This is a genomic window from Curtobacterium sp. AC272 (genome assembly GCF_979258155.1).
The window spans coordinates 2,138,791-2,154,174 of record NZ_OZ409838.1 but is presented as its reverse complement, the minus strand read 5'-3'; the positions used below and the strand labels follow the sequence as shown (position 1 = coordinate 2,154,174).

The following is a 15,384-nucleotide window of genomic DNA, read 5'->3' as shown; positions in this document are numbered from 1 at the left end:
CGTCGACCCCGTGCCCCACGCGATCGCGGGGCACGGGGTCGTCAGCGGTGTCAGCCCTTGAGGCCGGAAGCGAGCGACTCGTCCGTCTCGGACAGGGTCTGCGACGCCTTCGACAGGAACGTCGACAGGCCCTCGAGCCCCTGGACGGTCTGGGTCACGCCACGGTTGAACTCGTCGTAGGACTCGCCGAACGCGACGGACGACTTGTCGGTGACGTAGCCGTCGGAGATGAGCTGCTGGATCTTGCGCTGCAGGGCGGAGAGACGGTCTTCGATGTCCGCCTGACCGGCCTTGAGGTCGGAGGCTGCTGCCTCGAGGTCTGCGTACGAGACGTTGATGTTCGCCACGGTGTGACTCCCTTTCCCCGGAGTTTCGTCATGTCCCCCCAACGGGGCGTGTTGCAGGGGACACTACCATCGTCCTGCGACATGTAGTCAATGCTACGGGGGATGCCATGACCTTCACGTTCACGATGGTCGACCGCGAGAGTGGTCAGACCGCCAACGTCTACGTCGACGGGGACGACACCCGCGCGGTCGGCGAGCTCGTCGCCGAGGCCGAACGCCTCATCGCGACGGACGTCGTGGCCTCCGGACGGACCCCGGCGTACTTCGTCGGCGAGCAGCCGCTCGACCTGGCCGCGACGGTCGCGGAGTCCGGTGTGCGCGAGGGCGTGGTCGTGGCCCGCAGCCTCGAGCAGGTGCCGCCGCAGCCGCTCCGTCCGCTGACCGACGCCGAGATCCGGATCGTCTCGGGCCTGCACGCCGGCACCATCGTCCGGGTGGGCACCGGCACGGTGACGATCGGCACGGCGACGAACGCCACGGTGCGCATCCCGGTGAGCACCACCGCCGAGGTCGAGGCCGAGGCCACCGGGGCCGACACCGTCCCGGAGGTCGCCCTGCTCGTGTCGGTCACGGCCGACGGCGCGAAGGTCCGTCCGGCGAACGGCTTCGCCGGGGCAGTGCTCGACGGTACTGCCGTCACCGAGGAGACCGACTGGCCGGAGACCGCGCAGCTGGCGATCGGCGGGGTCCTGCTCGGCTTCGGTCGGGCGCCGGACCGTGGGGCGCACCTGTCCCTGGCCGACGACGGCATGTCGCTCGAGTACAACCGCCCGCCGCGCATCCTGCCGCCCGACGAGCACACCCGCTACCAGCTGCCGGCCCCGCCGACCGAACCCCCGGCGCGCGCGCTGCCCATCCTGATGGCGCTGGCGCCGATGGGCATGGCCGTGATGTTCGTGTCGACCACCGGTCGCTGGATCTACCTGCTCATCGCCCTGCTGTCGCCGATCCTGATGATCATCACGGGCCTCCAGGGCCGCCGCCAGGGCAAGAAGACGTACCGCCAGCGGATCGTGGAGTACGAGGACACCAAGGCGCGCATCGAGGCGGACGCGACCGAGAGCCTCCAGTCCGAACGGGCACGCTGGATCGCGAGCGCGCCCGACCCGGCTGCCGTCTACGAGACGGCGGTCACGCCGCTGCCGCGCCTGTGGGAGCGGCGCCGCACCGACCCCGACCACCTGCTCGTCCGCGTCGGCACGGCGACGCAGCGGTCCGAGGTGACCATCGAGGATCCGGAACAGCTGTCGCACAAGCGGACCGTCGCGTGGGACGCAACCGACGTGCCGGTCCGGATCCGCCTGGCGGAGCGCGGCGTGATCGGCATCGCCGGTCCGGACGACGACGCCCGACGGCTGGCGAACTGGGTGGTCGCGCAGCTCGCGACGCTGCAGAGCCCGAAGGACGTCACCTTCACGCTGCTCACCGACACCACCCGGACCGCGCTGTGGGAGTGGATGTCCTGGTTGCCGCACGTCCGCCGCGACGGTGCTGACCAGCCGATGACGAGCATCGCCTCGAACGCCGCGACGACCGCGCGGGCCATCGCCGAACTCGCGGCGATCATCGACGCCCGCAAGGAAGCCGGCATCGGCAAGAAGACCCCGCCGGCCGACGAGATCGTCGTCGTGATGGACGGCGCCAGGCGCCTGCGAGCGATGCCGTCGCTCGTGCAGGTGCTGAAGGAGGGGCCGTCGGTCGGGGTGTTCAGCATCTGCCTCGACCTGGACGAGCGGCTCCTGCCCGAGGAGTGCGACGCCGTGGTCGTCGTCCGCGACGACCGGATCCGGGTCACGCAGCAGCGCAGCGAGCGGATCGACGACGCGCGACCCGACCTGGTCGACCAGGACTGGCTCGAGTGGGTCGCCCGGTCGCTGTCGCCGATCGTCGACGCCAGCCCGGACGTGCAGGACGGCGCCATCCCGTCGTCGGCGCGGCTGCTCGACGTGCTCCAGCTCGAACCGCCGACGTCCGAGGCCGTACAGGCCCGCTGGCTGCTCGGTGGACGCAGCACGACCGCCGTCATCGGCGCCTCGATCGACGGGCCGTTCGCGATCGACCTGCGGAACGACGGTCCGCACGGACTCGTCGCCGGCACGACCGGTTCCGGCAAGTCCGAGCTGCTGCAGACGATCGTCGCGTCGCTCGCCGTCGCGAACCGGCCGGACGAGATGAACTTCGTGCTCGTCGACTACAAGGGCGGTGCGGCGTTCAAGGACTGCGTCGACCTGCCGCACACGGTCGGCATGGTCACCGACCTCGACACCCACCAGGTGGAGCGGGCGCTCGAGTCGCTCGGCGCAGAACTGCGCACCCGCGAGCACGCCCTCGCCGAGGTCGGCGCGAAGGACCTCGAGGACTACCAGGACCTGCAGGCGAAGCGCGCCGCGTCGGGCGACGCGATCCCGAGCCTGCCGCGGCTGCTCATCGTCATCGACGAGTTCGCCTCGCTCGCCCGCGAGTTGCCCGACTTCGTCAAGGGCCTGGTCAACATCGCCCAGCGCGGTCGGTCGCTCGGCATCCACCTCGTGCTCGCCACCCAGCGCCCCGGCGGTGTCGTGTCGCCCGAGATCCGCGCCAACACGAACCTGCGGATCGCGTTGCGCGTCACCGACCAGTCGGAGAGCCAGGACGTCATCGGCGCGAACGACGCCGCGCGGATCGCCAAGACGACGCCCGGGCGCGCGTACGTGCGGCTCGGTGCGGCCTCGTTGCTGCCGTTCCAGTCCGGTCGGGTGGGTGGGCGTCGGCCCGGCACGGACGACCAGGAGGCCCGGCCCGCCCTGGTCCGCGAACTCACCTTCGCCTCGTACAGCGAACCAGCCCCCGCCCGGTAGCCGTCGAGGCCGCCGCCAGCGACGTGGAGGTCACCGACCTGAGCGTCCTCGTCGCGTCGATCGGCGACGCCACCCGCGCCCTCGGCACCCCCGAGCAGCGGAAGCCCTGGCTGCCGCCGCTCGGCGCGGTCGTCGGGCTCGACGACGTCGAAGCCGCAGGTGCTGCCGGAGCCGCCGAGCTGCCGCCGCTCGCCGTGGCCTGGGGCGTCGAGGACCACCCCGCCGACCAGCAGCAGCGTCCCGCGGTGTTCGACCTCGACGCCGACGGCCACCTGTTCGTCATCGGGTCGCCACGCTCCGGCCGCAGCCAGACGCTCCGCACGCTGGCCGGTGCGATGGCCCTGCGCCTCGGCGTCGGCGACGTGCACATGTACGGGATCGACTGCGGCAACGGCGCCCTGCTCGCGCTCGGGGCCCTGCCGCACTGCGGTGCCGTGGTGCAGCGGCACGAGCCCGACCGGGTCTCGCGGCTGCTCGGCATCCTGCTCCGCACCGTGCAGGAGCGCCAGGCCGCCTTCGCGAGCGGCGGGTACTCGTCCATCGCCGAGCAGCGGTCCGACGAGCACACCACCCCGCTGCCGCACGTCGTCGTGTTCCTGGACCAGTGGGAGAGCTTCATGGCGACCCTGGCGGACGCCGAGAACGGTGCGCTGCACGACGCCGTCCAGACGCTGCTGCGCGAGGGCGTCGGCGTCGGCGTGCACCTGATCGTCTCCGGCGACCGCACGCTGACCTCCGGCCGGATGTCGAGCCAGGTGGAGCGGAAGCTGCTGCTCGCCCTGGCCGACCGCGGCGACTACAACTACGAGGGCATCAACGGCAAGAAGCTGCCGGAGTCGATCCCGCCCGGCCGCGGCTTCCGGAACGCCACCGCGACGGAGACCCAGGTCGCCGTGCTGCCCGGCGGCCTCGGCGGACGCGACCAGGCGGCGGCGATCCGCGGCATCGGTGACGAGGTCCGCGCCCACGTCCCCGCGACCGTGCCGAAGCCGTTCCGGATCGACGTCCTGCCGCGGTCCATCACGTTCGAGGAGGCCGTGCGGTACCTGCCCTCGACGGACGCCTCGGTCGGCCGGGTCGCGCTCGGCGTCGGCGGCGACGAGCTCCGGCTCTTCACCCACGACTTCGTGCAGGACACCCCGGTGTTCATCGTCGCCGGCAGCCCGCGCTCCGGCAAGAGCACCGCGCTCGTGGCGATGGCCCGGCACGTCCTGTCCGCAGGTGGGTCGGTCGTCGCGGTCACGCCGCGGGACTCCCCGCTCCGGGCACTCGACGGCGCACCGCGCGTGACCGTGGTCACCGACGGCGGGATCGGGGCCGAGGGCCTCTCCGCCGCGATCGACACCGGCTCGGACGGCTTCACGCTCGTGCTCGTCGACGACGCCGAGGCGCTCAAGGAGACCCCGGCCGAACCGGTGTTCCGGGCGATCATGGACTCCGACCGGGGCCGATCGGTCGGGCTCGTCATCGCCGGCGACGTCGAGGGCGTCGCGAGCGGGTTCCGTGGATGGCAGGTCGACGCGAAGAAGGCCCGTCGCGGAATGCTGCTCGCGCCGCTCAGCACCGTCGACGGCGACCTGATCGGCACGAAGCTGTCGAAGAGCCTGGTGACACAGGACCGCGTGCCGGGTCGGGCGCTGCTCAACGACGCCGACCAGGCGCTGCGGCTGGTGCAGGTGCCCGCCGACTGACGGGGACGGCGCGGCGGCGTGGGGTCGAGTCGCCGCGGCGTCGAGTCGTCGAGCCGTCGCGCCGCTCGGCGTCAGCCGAGTGGGGCTTCGCCGACCAGCGCGGTCTGCGGCTCGGCGCGCAGGGTGTGGCCGCCGAACACGACCACGTCGCCCGGCTGCACCACGGTGCGCTGCGCCGGCGGCACCATCGTCGCCGGGAACCCCGGCCGCTGCAGCTCGACCCCGTTCGCCGACGCCGTGTCGAGCACCCAGAGCGACCCCTCGGCACCGAAGCCGAACTCCAGGTGCGTGCGGCTGAGCAGCTTGTCCGGGTCCTCGAGGGCGATCATGTGCGCGTAGCCGCCGTCCGGGTGGGCGCTCGCCGGGTCACGGCCGATCAGCCCGCCACCGGACACGGTCACCCGCTGGTGGTCGTCGAGCACCAGGACGGCCGCCGCGGTCTGCCGGGCCGGAGCCGCGTCGCGGCGAGCCGTGCCACCGGCGGAGCCCAGGGGACGCCCGGGCAGCTGCGCGACGGTCGCCCGCACCCGGTCGGCGCTGGCGCGGGGAGCCGGCGGCGGCGTGACGACCGCGCGGGCGAGTTCGCCGCGCTGCGCCATCCGCGCGAGGTCGTCGACGGTGACCCGCTCGACGACGGGTTCGACGGGCTTCCGACGCTTCCGGAACGGCCAGATCCGCATCAGTCGACCCCGCCACCGACCGTGGCCGAGTCGATGAGCTCGAACGTGTCGGTCACGGTCTCGAACAGTTCGTACAGCGGCTCGGCCAGGTCGGTCGCGGGCGAGGACACGCTCACCAGCGCGACCTGGTCACCCGCCGGCACGAACGTCTGCATGAGCACGACGTCGAACGAGCCGCGGCCGTCCGGCGCCTGCACGGTCGAGACGCCCCAGACGCGCGGCACCCGACCGACGCGCGGGACCTCGTGCACGTCGACGTGCATGCCGTCGTCGTCACCGCCGAGCGCGGCGACGTGGTCGGTCAGGGCGGCGAGCGGGTCGCCGCCGGCCTCGGGAGCGGGCAGGACCGTGACGGTCAGGGCGCCGGAGACGATGCCGTCCTCGCTCGGCTCGGCGAAGGCCGCGCAGTACCGCGCACCGCTGTCCCATGCCGACCGGGCGAACCGACGGAGGGCCCGGACGATCTCGGTGCGGTGGTCCCAGAGCTCGCGCTGGTCCTCGATGCGCTCCTGCACGAGGGCGCTGATCCGGTCGTCGCGGCGCTCCGGCTCGACGGGCAGCTCGAACCAGGAGCGCGGGACCGTGATGGCGAAGTGGTCGACCGACATGCCCGCTACCGTACCGTGGCGTGTCGCCCGGCCGTCCGGCGCATCGCCCGCAGCAGCAGCGGACCCGGCAGCCGCAGCAGGGCCCCGGGCAGGACCGACCGCACCCCGGTGACCACGGCGACCGTCCGCTGGAACCGACGTTGCTCGCGCGGCCCCCACGCGAACCCGTAGGCGGTCCGCAGCCGTTCCGGCAGCATCCCGACCGTGACGATCCGGACGAGCGGCATCGCGGCACGCACCCAGAACGGCGCGAAGCGCGGGTGGAGCAGGTCCCGCACCACGCCGCGGGCGTCGTCGGTGACCTCGAGCCGGTCGAGGGCGTCGGCCCAGTACTCGTCGAAGGCGGCCACCGAGGTTGGCCAGCGCTCGGCGGGCACCCGCAGCGTCGTCGCGATCGGGGCGTACGCGGCGAGGACGTCCTCCGCGCGTTCCGAAGTGACGGGCACGCCGAACAAGTCGTGCGCCCGACGAGCCGAGTCGAACAGGGTCGCGGCCACCCACAGCTGCCGGTCGACCTCGTCCGCGCCGGTCACGGGCGCGTGGGCCCGGTTCACGAAACCCGCGGCGATCGCGGCGTCCTGCTCCGTGCCGGAGACGACGGCGTACACGAACATCAGGGTGTGGGACAGCCGCTGCTGGGGTCGACGGGCGAAGTCCGAGTGACGGCGGACGCCTGCCGCGACGATCGGGTCGGCGATCTGCAGCAGGATGGCGCGGCCGCCCGCGGCCACGGGTGTGCTGTCAGCGAGGAACCGGCGCAGGCTGCGGTCGTGGACGCGACCGGACGACGGACGGGAGGTGGGCCCCACCAGCCGGTTCCGGCGCACCGCGCCAGCGGGGTGACGGCCGTGACTGGAGGGACGTGGCGGGCCCGGCACCGGGCCTCCAGGCCGTGGGGTGGTCACGCTCCACCCCGTCGCCGTCGCGCCCGCAGGACGGGGACGAGATCAGCGGCGATCGCCGCGACGAGTGCGGCCGCGCCGGTCACGAGAGCGGTCACCAGGTACGTGCCGTCGGCCCGGACGTCGCCCGTCAGGGCGAGCAGGGTGGCGACGAGCCAGATCGCGGGGAGCGGCCAGAGGCGGCTCGGTGCTCCGGTGACGACGGCTCCGACCACCGCGACCGCGAGGAGCGGGACCCATCGTCCTGCCGGCTCGGACTGCGCGGCGAGGTGTGCAGAGGCCGCGACGAGCAGCATCGCCGCGATCGCCACCAGCCGGGCGGCCGACGGCATGCTGCGGACGCTGGCACGGACACGACGGAACACGGCCCGATGCTACGGGCCGAGTTCCGCGGATCGCTGGGGGACGCTGATCAGACGGTGCGGATCAGAGCGGCTTGGTGCCGAGGTCGCCCCCCAGGTCCGGCCGGTCCTCATCGGCGTCGTGCTCCCACAGGTCGGGCGACCCCTCGCGCGGGGAGCCGCCGGTCGGGCCGTCGTCGGTACCGTCACCGGGCTGCGGCTCGACGGTCTCGCCGGCGACCGCGTCGTTCGTCACGGTCTCGAGGGACTCCTCGGACTCGTCCACCTCGTACGGGCCGACGTGCTCGCGGTCGATGTCGTCGTCGCGGCGCTGCTGGGCCTCGAAGTCGTCGACGGGGCTGATGCCGGGATCGCTCATGGTGTCCTCCTGGGTGTGGGTGGTGCAGGGTGTCGGGTGGTGTTCAGGCGCTGACGAAGTGGACGTCGCCGGAGCCGAGCGCGAGCTGCTCCGCCAGACCCTTCTCGTCGGTGGCACCCCAGCGTTCGGCGATCTTGCCGTCTCGGAACTTCGAGACCTGGATGCCGCGGACCTCGAAGGTGCGACCCGTCGGCGCGTGGCCCTGGAACGGACCGGTGTGGGTGCCGCGGATCGTGAACACCACGGTGATGTAGTCGTCTGTGACGACGAGCGGGTCGGGCTCGAGCGTGAGGTCCGGGAACGCGGTGGTGAACTCGGTCCAGAAGTCGACGATCCCCGCGAGGCCGGGCTGCTGGTCGGGCGCGGGGTCGTGGTCCACGACGTCGTCGGCCCACACCTCGGGGAAGCGGTCGAAGGCCCGCGCCTCCAGGATCTCGCCGAGTCGTTCCTGCGCCTGCTGGTTCCGTTCCGCGGTCATGCGGGGTCCTTCCGTCGGGGTCTTCCGGTGTACGCCGGTCCCCCTGGGACGACCCGGAACGCCGGGGGAGTTCACCTCGACGTCACCTGCTCGTCACGAGGGACGTGCACACTGCCGGTGCTCGGGGAGTGGAGCGCGGTCGCCGACGGGTGGTCGAGCGACCGCGCCTTCCCTGCGTCCCGCGCCGCCCGTTGTCTCGACGTCCATGTCGCCGCGCTAGGCTGCGTGACGGCCGTTGTCTCGACATCGAGCGACCCTCGATGTGGAGTGCGCGACCGGGAAACCGATGCCGATCGCACGAACCGTGCGGGAAGAAGAACAGCGTGGATCTTTTCGAGTATCAGGCCAGGGACCTCTTCGAGTCCTACGGCGTCCCCGTCCTCCAGGGGATCATCGCCGACACCCCGGAAGAGGCGAGAGCGGCGGCCGAGAAGATCGGTGGCGTCGTGGTCGTCAAGGCCCAGGTGAAGGTCGGTGGGCGCGGCAAGGCCGGCGGCGTCAAGGTCGCGAAGACCCTCGACGAGGCGTTCGAGCACGCGCAGGCCATCCTCGGGCTCGACATCAAGGGCCACACCGTGCAGCGCGTCATGATCGCCCAGGGCGCGGACATCGCCGAGGAGTTCTACTTCTCCGTGCTGCTCGACCGGGCCAACCGCTCCTACCTCTCGCTCACCAGCGTCGAGGGCGGCATGGAGATCGAGCAGCTCGCGGTCGAGAAGCCCGAGGCGCTCGCCCGCGTCGAGGTCGACCCGCTCACCGGGATCGACGCGGCCGCCGGTCGCGCGATCGCCGAGCAGGCCGGCTTCCCGGCGGAGCTCGTCGACCAGGTGGCCGACGTCTTCTCGAAGCTCTACGACGTCTACAAGGGCGAGGACGCCACGCTCGTCGAGGTGAACCCCCTCGTCCGCACCGGCGACGGCCAGATCCTGGCGCTCGACGGCAAGGTCTCGCTCGACGAGAACGCCGACTTCCGCCACCCCGCGCACAAGGACCTCGAGGACTCCGCCAGCGAGGACCCGCTCGAGGCCAAGGCGAAGGCCCACGGCCTGAACTACGTCAAGCTCGACGGCCAGGTCGGCGTCATCGGCAACGGGGCGGGCCTCGTCATGTCGACGCTCGACGTCGTCGCCTATGCCGGTGAGCGGCACGGCGGCGTGAAGCCCGCGAACTTCCTCGACATCGGCGGCGGCGCCTCGGCCGAGGTCATGGCCAACGGCCTCGACGTCATCCTCGGCGACCCGCAGGTGAAGAGCGTCTTCGTGAACGTCTTCGGCGGCATCACCGCCTGCGACGCCGTCGCGAACGGCATCGTCGCCGCCCTCGGGATCCTCGGCGACGCGGCCACCAAGCCGCTCGTCGTGCGCCTGGACGGCAACAACGTGGAAGAGGGCCGACGGATCCTGGCGGAGGCAGCGCACCCGCTCGTCACCGTCGCCGCGACCATGGACGACGCGGCCGAGCAGGCCGCCGAACTCGCCGCTGCCGCGGCCTGAAGGGACTGACCATGTCGATCTTCCTCAACAAGGACTCCAAGGTCATCGTCCAGGGCATCACCGGCGGCGAGGGCACCAAGCACACCGCCCTCATGCTCAAGGCCGGCACCCAGGTCGTCGGGGGCGTCAACGCCCGCAAGGCCGGCACCACCGTCACCCACGGCGACGTGTCGCTGCCCGTCTTCGGCACCGTGCGCGAGGCCATCGACACCACCGGTGCCGACGTCTCCATCGTCTTCGTGCCGCCGGCCTTCGCCAAGGACGCCGTGCTCGAGGCCATCGATGCCGCGATCCCGCTCGTCGTCGTCATCACCGAGGGCATCCCGGTGCAGGACGCCGCCGAGTTCTGGGCGCACGCCAAGGCGCTCGGCGGGAAGACCCGCATCATCGGCCCGAACTGCCCCGGCATCATCACCCCGGGGAGTCGCTCGTCGGCATCACCCCGGCGACGATCACCGGCAAGGGCCCGATCGGCCTCGTCTCGAAGTCGGGCACCCTGACCTACCAGATGATGTACGAGCTGCGGGACCTGGGCTTCTCGACCGCCATCGGCATCGGCGGCGACCCGGTCATCGGGACGACGCACATCGACGCGCTCGCCGCGTTCGAGGCCGACCCCGAGACCGAGGCCATCGTGATGATCGGTGAGATCGGTGGCGACGCCGAGGAGCGCGCAGCCGAGTTCATCAAGGCGCACGTCACGAAGCCGGTCGTCGGGTACGTCGCGGGCTTCACTGCCCCCGAGGGCAAGACGATGGGCCACGCCGGAGCGATCGTGTCCGGTTCCGCCGGCACCGCCGAGGCGAAGAAGCAGGCGCTCGAGGCCGCAGGCGTCAAGGTCGGCAAGACGCCGTCCGAGACCGCTGCGCTGCTGCGCGAGGTCGTCGCCGCCCGCTGACGACCATCGCCCGGCACACGGTCGGGACGAAGCCGGGAGGCTCGGTGCGGGTTCCGCGCCGAGCCTCCCGTCGTTCGGGGGTCGGCTCACGTATCCTCGCTGCGATGAACCGCCTGGGAACCGCTCTGCTCGCCGCGATCGAGGCGGTCGTGACGGTCGGCGTCGGCATCGGGATCGCCCTGGTCCCGCTCACGCTGCTGTGGGGCTTCGAGTACGGCCTGCAGATCGACTGGGACGTGTTCTGGAAGGCCACCGGCAGCGTCTGGCTCGTCGGCCACGGCGTCGACGTCTCGTTCCTGCTCGGGTCCGCGCTGGCGAAGAGCTCGGGGGTCAGCGGTGCCGCCGACCCCATCCACGTGACGCTCGCGGCGCTCGGCTTCGCGGTCGTGACCGCCTGGCTCGGCGCCCGTGCCGGTCGACGCTTCGCGGAGACCGAGCACCGCACCACCGGCCTGCTGGTCGGGACGGCGGTCGTCGCGGCGCTCGGCCTGGGCGTCGCGCTGTCGTCGACCTCCGCCGCCACGCAGCCGACGATCTGGCAGGCGGTGGTCCTGCCCGCGCTGTGGTTCGGGATCCCGGCGCTCATCAGCTCGGAGGTCTGCCGACGACGGCGCGACCTGCCGGCGGACCCCGCCACCCAGCGTGTGCTCGACCTGCTCGACCGCGTGCCCGTGCTCTGGCGTGCGATCGCCGGGTTCGGCCTCCGTGCCGGGACCGCCGCCACCGGAGTCGTCGTCGCGTTCGCCGGGGTCGTCGTCGCACTCCTGCTCTTCACGTCGTTCGCCGAGGTGATCACCCTGTACGAGCAGTCGCACGCCGGTGTGATCGGTGGCATCGCCCTCACCGTCGGGCAGCTCGCGTTCCTGCCGGACTTCGTCGGGTGGGCGACGTCGTGGCTGATCGGCCCCGGGTTCGCCATCGGCACCGGTTCGAGCGTGTCCCCGATCGCCACGACCCTCGGACCGATCCCCGGACTGCCGGTGTTCGGCGCCCTGCCGACCTCGGGCCACACCTTCGGCCTGGTCTGGATCCTGGTGCCGGTGATCGCCGGCTTCGCGATCGGCGGCTCGATGCGCCCGCGACTCGTCCGTGCGCTGGGGAACGCCGACTCCGCACTCCACCGAGCGCTCGCCGGTGTCGCGACGGGCATCGTCGCCGGTGTCCTGACCGGGCTGATCGCCTCAGTGTCGTCGGGTTCGTTCGGCCCCGGACGACTGGCCGACGTCGGCCCGCACGCCCTGGTGGTGGGTGGGTTCGCCGCGCTCGAGATCGGCCTGCCGGCGGTCATCGCCCTCGCCGCGGGCAGCGACCTCGTCCGCTTGCCGGACCGGGGCTGGACAGGGGGCGCTGGACCGAGGCAGACGACGACGCGGACCGGAGCGGAGCCGAGGCCGGGACGGGATCGCTGCTCGCCGCGCTCGACCAGGCTGGCGCGGGACGGACCACCGACGTGCACCGGTTCGTGGTCGAGGAGTCCCACGACGGGTCGACCGCTGCCCGCTCGCGCGCCGCTGTGACCAGCCCGACGGAACCGATCGCCGACGAACCGGTCGCGCCTGCGCCCATCGCAGCGCCTCGGACGCCCCCGCGCGACCCGGACCACGACGTGGAACTGCCGGCCTGGGCGCAGACCGACGCCGTCGCCTCGGAGCGTCTGGCGGACGAGAGCCCGACCGAGCCCCGCTCGTCGGGACGTGCCGCGATGGGTGCCCTGCGCGATCGACTGCACGGTGCCGCCGACGGAGTGCGCGAACGGGCTGGTGGACTCCGCGAGCGAGCTGGTGGACTCCGCGAGCGAGCTGGTGGATTCCGCGACCGCGCCGGCGGACTCCGCGATCGCGTGACCGGTGCCGACGCCGTAGCGGAGCAGCAGCGCCCTGCGCCCGCTCCGGAACGGCCCGCCACGTCGACGCCCGCACCCGACCACACCGACGCGCAGCCGGCGTTCCCGTGGAGCACCGAGGAGTTCGTCGCCGGACGGGACGACGTCGACGACGAACCGGCCGCGCCCGAGGCTCCCGCCGCCGCTCCCACCCAGGCGGCCCGTCCGACGAACTGGGACGTCACCGACCAGATCCCCGACGAGGAGCTGCCCTGGTGGCGCCGACCGAAGGGCGATCGCTAGCGCCGACGTCACGACGCGCGGGTCCCGGTAGGGTTGGTGCCGTGCTCGAACTGGTCGTCCTGATCTCCGGTACCGGGTCGAACCTCCGAGCCCTGCTCGAAGCGACCTTCGACGCCGAGTACCCCGCCCGTGTCGTCGCCATCGGTGCCGACCGCGATGCCGAGGGTCTCGGTCTGGGCGAGGAGTTCTCGATCCCGACCTTCACGGTGCCGTTCTCGCGCTACGAGACCCGCGCCGAGTGGGGACAGTCGCTCGCCGAGCAGATCCGCCCTTGGTCGCCCGACCTGCTCGTGCTCTCCGGCCTGATGCGCCTGCTGCCCCCGGCCGTGGTGTCCGAGTTCGCCCCGGGCATCATCAACACCCACCCGGCGTACCTGCCCGAGTTCCCCGGCGCGCACGGCGTGCGGGACGCCCTGGCCGCCGGCGTCACCGAGACCGGCGCGAGCGTCATCGCGGTCGACGACGGCGTCGACACCGGCCCGATCCTGGCCCAGGAGCGCGTCCCCGTGCTCCCGGGCGACTCCGAGTCGACGCTGCACGACCGCATCAAGCCGGTCGAGCGCCGCCTGCTCATCCAGACCATCATCGACATCGCCAACGGCACCACCGACCTGAAGGGCACCCCGAGCGCATGAGCGTGCACGCAGCCGACCCCAGCCTCTACCGCGACCGTGACGTGGTGCCGGTCCGCCGCGCACTCATCTCGGTGAGCGACAAGTCCGGCCTGCTCGAGCTCGCCGGCGCCCTCGCCGAGTCGGGTGTCGAGATCGTGTCGACGGGGTCCACCGCCCAGACGATCCGTGACGCCGGGTACGCCGTCACCGACGTCGCGAGCGTCACCGGGTTCCCGGAGTCGCTCGACGGCCGGGTCAAGACGCTGCACCCCTCGGTGCACGCCGGTCTGCTCGCCGACCTGCGCCTCGAGTCGCACGAGCAGCAGCTCGCCGACCTCGGGATCGCGGCGTTCGAGCTCGTCGTCGTGAACCTGTACCCGTTCGTCGAGACGGTGGCCTCTGGTGCCGACACCGCGACCGTGGTCGAGAACGTCGACATCGGCGGCCCCGCGATGGTCCGTGCGTCGGCGAAGAACCACCCGAACGTCGCGATCGTCGTCTCACCGTCGTCCTACGCCGAGGTCGTCGAGGCCGTCCGCGCCGGCGGTACCTCGCTCGAGCTCCGCAAGCGTCTGGCGGCCCAGGCGTTCGCGCACACCGCGGCGTACGACACCGCGGTGGCGTCCTACTTCGCCAGCGACGTCGTCGCGGCCGCTGCGGCGCCGACGACCAGCGGCGACATCCAGACGCCCGGAGCGTTCGACGAGCACCTCGGCTTCACCGCCGACCTGTCGGCCACGCTCCGCTACGGCGAGAACGCGCACCAGGCAGCCGCGCTGTACACGAGCACCGACGGCGCCGGCATCGCGCAGGCGACGCAGCTGCACGGCAAGGAGATGTCGTACAACAACTACGTCGACGCCGACGCGGCCGTCCGTGCGGCGTTCGACTTCGACACCCCCGCGGTCGCCATCATCAAGCACGCCAACCCGTGCGGCATCGCGATCGCCCCGGCGGACGCCGCCGATCCGATCGCCTCGGCCCACGCCGCCGCGCACGCCTGCGACCCGCTGTCGGCGTTCGGTGGGGTCATCGCCGCGAACCGTCCGGTCACCGTGGCGATGGCCGAGACCGTGAAGGACATCTTCACCGAGGTCGTCGTCGCCCCGGGCTTCGACCCCGAGGCACTCGAGATCCTGTCGCGCAAGAAGAACATCCGCCTGCTCACGCTGCCGGCCGACTTCGCCCTGGCGCCGCGCGAGGTCAAGCAGATCTCCGGCGGCTTCCTGGTGCAGGACGCCGACCGCTTCACGGCGTTCGACCAGTCCACGTGGACCCTGGTCGCCGGCGAGCCCGCTGACGACCAGACCCTCGCCGACCTGGCCTTCGCGTGGAAGGCGAGCCGTTCGGTCAAGTCGAACGCCATCCTGCTGGCGAACCAGGGCGCGAGCGTCGGGGTCGGCATGGGCCAGGTCAACCGGGTGGACTCGTGCCACCTCGCGGTGAACCGTGCGGGTGACCGCGCGACCGGCAGCGTCGCGGCGTCCGATGCGTTCTTCCCGTTCGCCGACGGCCTGCAGGTGCTGCTCGACGCCGGTGTGCGCGCGGTGGCCCAGCCCGGTGGCAGCGTCCGCGACGACGAGGTCATCGCAGCGGCGACGGCCGCGGGCGTCACGATGTACTTCACGGGCGAGCGCCACTTCTTCCACTGAGGCGAGCACTGAGGCGAGCACCACTTCGAGCACTGAGGCGAGCACCACTTCGTCCACTGAAGTGAACAAATCGCGGCACCCTATTGCGCGCTGAGAGTCACTGTGAATAGTCTGTAAGGCTCCGCGACAGGCAGCCGACGGTCCCTCGGGACCGGTGGCACCGCGGACACAACGGTGACGAAGACGACGACTGGAGTGACGATGGACAACATGACCGGAACCGTGGCGACGGCCGCCCGTGCAGGTCTCGTGTCCGTCGTGGGGACCACTCCGCACGGCGATCCCTGATCGCACCGCGACCGCGCGTCGCGGCCGCCGTCTAGCCAGGCCGTTCCCACG

14 protein-coding genes and 1 pseudogene are annotated in these 15,384 nt (G+C 72.3%); 8 read left to right on the top strand and 7 right to left on the bottom strand.

Annotation, left to right across the window (positions count from 1 at the left end; genetic code table 11):
• Window positions 1–50: 50 nt before the first annotated feature.
• Complete coding sequence (locus ACZZ0J_RS10940; protein ID WP_071404660.1) at window positions 51–347, bottom strand: WXG100 family type VII secretion target; 297 nt, start codon at window positions 345–347, stop codon at window positions 51–53.
• Between the two features lie 107 nt (window positions 348–454).
• Here ACZZ0J_RS10940 and ACZZ0J_RS10935 point away from each other — a divergent pair, with 107 nt between their 5' ends.
• Both ACZZ0J_RS10935 and ACZZ0J_RS10930 read left to right on the top strand, forming a co-directional pair.
• Window positions 455–3,184, top strand: coding sequence for an FtsK/SpoIIIE domain-containing protein (locus ACZZ0J_RS10935; RefSeq protein WP_463436861.1), 2,730 nt, complete (start codon window positions 455–457; stop codon window positions 3,182–3,184).
• A 23-nt stretch (window positions 3,185–3,207) separates the two neighbouring features.
• A complete protein-coding gene (locus ACZZ0J_RS10930; RefSeq protein WP_463436859.1) occupies window positions 3,208–4,875 on the top strand; it encodes an FtsK/SpoIIIE domain-containing protein in 1,668 nt (555 codons plus the stop codon).
• Between the two features lie 71 nt (window positions 4,876–4,946).
• On the opposite strand, the gene ACZZ0J_RS10925 is transcribed toward ACZZ0J_RS10930, so the two are convergent.
• The 6 genes from ACZZ0J_RS10925 to ACZZ0J_RS10900 all read right to left on the bottom strand — a co-directional run bounded on the left by ACZZ0J_RS10925 (window position 4,947) and on the right by ACZZ0J_RS10900 (window position 8,263).
• A complete protein-coding gene (locus tag ACZZ0J_RS10925) occupies window positions 4,947–5,555 on the bottom strand; it encodes an FHA domain-containing protein (protein WP_123293218.1) in 609 nt (202 codons plus the stop codon).
• Complete coding sequence (locus tag ACZZ0J_RS10920) at window positions 5,555–6,163, bottom strand: hypothetical protein (RefSeq protein WP_111085350.1); 609 nt, start codon at window positions 6,161–6,163, stop codon at window positions 5,555–5,557. The genes ACZZ0J_RS10925 and ACZZ0J_RS10920 overlap by 1 nt, the downstream gene beginning before the upstream one ends.
• 5 nt (window positions 6,164–6,168) lie before the next feature.
• Window positions 6,169–6,972: an oxygenase MpaB family protein gene (locus ACZZ0J_RS10915; protein WP_463436857.1), complete on the bottom strand. Its 804-nt coding sequence runs from the start codon at window positions 6,970–6,972 to the stop codon at window positions 6,169–6,171.
• A 92-nt stretch (window positions 6,973–7,064) separates the two neighbouring features.
• Window positions 7,065–7,430 (bottom strand): hypothetical protein, encoded by a 366-nt coding sequence (locus ACZZ0J_RS10910; protein ID WP_194647404.1) that lies wholly within the window; start codon window positions 7,428–7,430, stop codon window positions 7,065–7,067.
• A gap of 61 nt (window positions 7,431–7,491) precedes the next feature.
• Entirely contained in the window at window positions 7,492–7,785 is a 294-nt protein-coding gene (locus ACZZ0J_RS10905) for a hypothetical protein (RefSeq protein WP_123340961.1), read from the bottom strand.
• Window positions 7,786–7,828: 43 nt separating this feature from the next.
• A complete protein-coding gene (locus tag ACZZ0J_RS10900; RefSeq protein ID WP_463436855.1) occupies window positions 7,829–8,263 on the bottom strand; it encodes an ester cyclase in 435 nt (144 codons plus the stop codon).
• Window positions 8,264–8,586: 323 nt separating this feature from the next.
• Here ACZZ0J_RS10900 and sucC point away from each other — a divergent pair, with 323 nt between their 5' ends.
• The 6 genes and pseudogenes from sucC to purH all read left to right on the top strand — a co-directional run bounded on the left by sucC (window position 8,587) and on the right by purH (window position 15,045).
• The gene (gene sucC, locus ACZZ0J_RS10895; protein WP_463436853.1) at window positions 8,587–9,756 is read left to right on the top strand and encodes an ADP-forming succinate--CoA ligase subunit beta; all 1,170 of its coding nucleotides are present in this window, start codon (window positions 8,587–8,589) and stop codon (window positions 9,754–9,756) included.
• An 11-nt stretch (window positions 9,757–9,767) separates the two neighbouring features.
• Window positions 9,768–10,654, top strand: a pseudogene (gene sucD / locus ACZZ0J_RS10890) (succinate--CoA ligase subunit alpha).
• 104 nt (window positions 10,655–10,758) lie between these two features.
• Entirely contained in the window at window positions 10,759–12,171 is a 1,413-nt protein-coding gene (locus ACZZ0J_RS10885) for a cell division protein PerM (RefSeq protein ID WP_463436851.1), read from the top strand.
• An 89-nt stretch (window positions 12,172–12,260) separates the two neighbouring features.
• Entirely contained in the window at window positions 12,261–12,779 is a 519-nt protein-coding gene (locus tag ACZZ0J_RS10880) for a hypothetical protein (RefSeq protein ID WP_463436849.1), read from the top strand.
• A gap of 41 nt (window positions 12,780–12,820) precedes the next feature.
• Window positions 12,821–13,414, top strand: coding sequence for a phosphoribosylglycinamide formyltransferase (gene purN, locus ACZZ0J_RS10875; RefSeq protein WP_463436847.1), 594 nt, complete (start codon window positions 12,821–12,823; stop codon window positions 13,412–13,414).
• On the top strand, window positions 13,411–15,045 hold the full coding sequence (gene purH / locus ACZZ0J_RS10870) for a bifunctional phosphoribosylaminoimidazolecarboxamide formyltransferase/IMP cyclohydrolase (RefSeq protein ID WP_123671462.1): 1,635 nt from the start codon (window positions 13,411–13,413) through the stop codon (window positions 15,043–15,045). The genes purN and purH overlap by 4 nt, the downstream gene beginning before the upstream one ends.
• The last annotated feature ends 339 nt before the right edge of the window (window positions 15,046–15,384 follow it).